The sequence below is a fragment of the Peribacillus sp. P4_C12 genome (assembly GCF_056402095.1).
Genome location: NZ_JBFUIB010000899.1, coordinates 1 through 1087 on the forward strand (window position 1 = coordinate 1; position 1087 = coordinate 1087).

The window sequence follows — 1087 nt, forward strand, 5'->3', positions numbered from 1 at the left end:
TTCAAGCACCGGTTGGACCATGCGGACAACGAATGGCAGACCGATAAATATCAGGGCAATGATAATCCCGATGGGAGTGAAGGCAATTTTAAAGCTGAAAAATTGGCCAATCCACCCATTCGGTGAGTACAAAGTGGTCAATGTAATCCCCGCCACAGCAGTCGGCAGGGCAAATGGCAAATCAACTAGACCATCGATGATTCGTTTGCCAGGAAATTCATAACGAGTCAGCACCCAGGCAATTAAAACGCCAAAAACTGCGTTCACAAAGGCCGCAGTTAAAGCTGTCAGAAAGCTTAGTTTATAGGAAGCAACGACCCTCGGTTCGGTAATAGTCGCCCAAAAATCCTGAAACCCCATTGTAAATGTGTTTAAAAAAACCATGGATAATGGAATCAAAACGATGATGGATAGATACAGCAATGTAAACCCCATCGTTAGTCCAAAACCAGGTATGGTTCTTTTTTTCTTTTGTTTAACTTCCGCTATATTCATCGATTCGCCCCAGCTCTTTCTGATTGATTAGTGAAGGAGAAAATGTGAATTTACATCTTCTCCTCCAACGCTTATTGTGGTTGATAAATTTCGTCAAATGTACCACCATCATTGAAATGTGTTTCCTGGGCTTTTTTCCACCCGCCGAACTTTTCATCAACAGTCACCATATCAATATTTGCAAACTGGTCCTTGTATTTAGCAAGAACCTTCTCATCCCTCGGACGATAGAAGTTCTTTGCTGCAATTTCTTGACCGGCATCTGTATAGAGGTATTCCAGATAGGCCTCAGCGACTTCCTTCGTTCCTTTTTTCTCCACCACTTTATCAACAACAGCTACTGGAGGCTCAGCCAAAATACTGATCGAAGGATTGACGATTTCATATTTATCATCACCGAATTCTTCTAGTGTTAAATAAGCTTCATTCTCCCAAGCAATTAGTACGTCACCAATTTCCCTTTCCACAAATGTGGTCGTTGCACCTCGTGCTCCTGAATCCAAAACTTCAACATTTTGATAAAGCTTTTTCATAAAATCCTTCACTTTGGTTTCATCATTATTAAAACTCTTTTCTGCATAAGCCCATGCAG

At 41.4% G+C, this 1087-nt stretch carries 2 protein-coding genes; both read right to left on the reverse strand.

The window, feature by feature from the left end:
- Positions 1-495: ABC transporter permease (locus AC1DUW_RS30050; protein ID WP_477644343.1), on the reverse strand; the 495-nt coding region annotated here is incomplete at its 3' end.
- A gap of 71 nt (positions 496-566) precedes the next feature.
- Positions 567-1087, reverse strand: a 521-nt coding sequence (locus tag AC1DUW_RS30055) for a sulfate ABC transporter substrate-binding protein (protein ID WP_477644344.1), incomplete at its 5' end; no start/stop codon positions are given.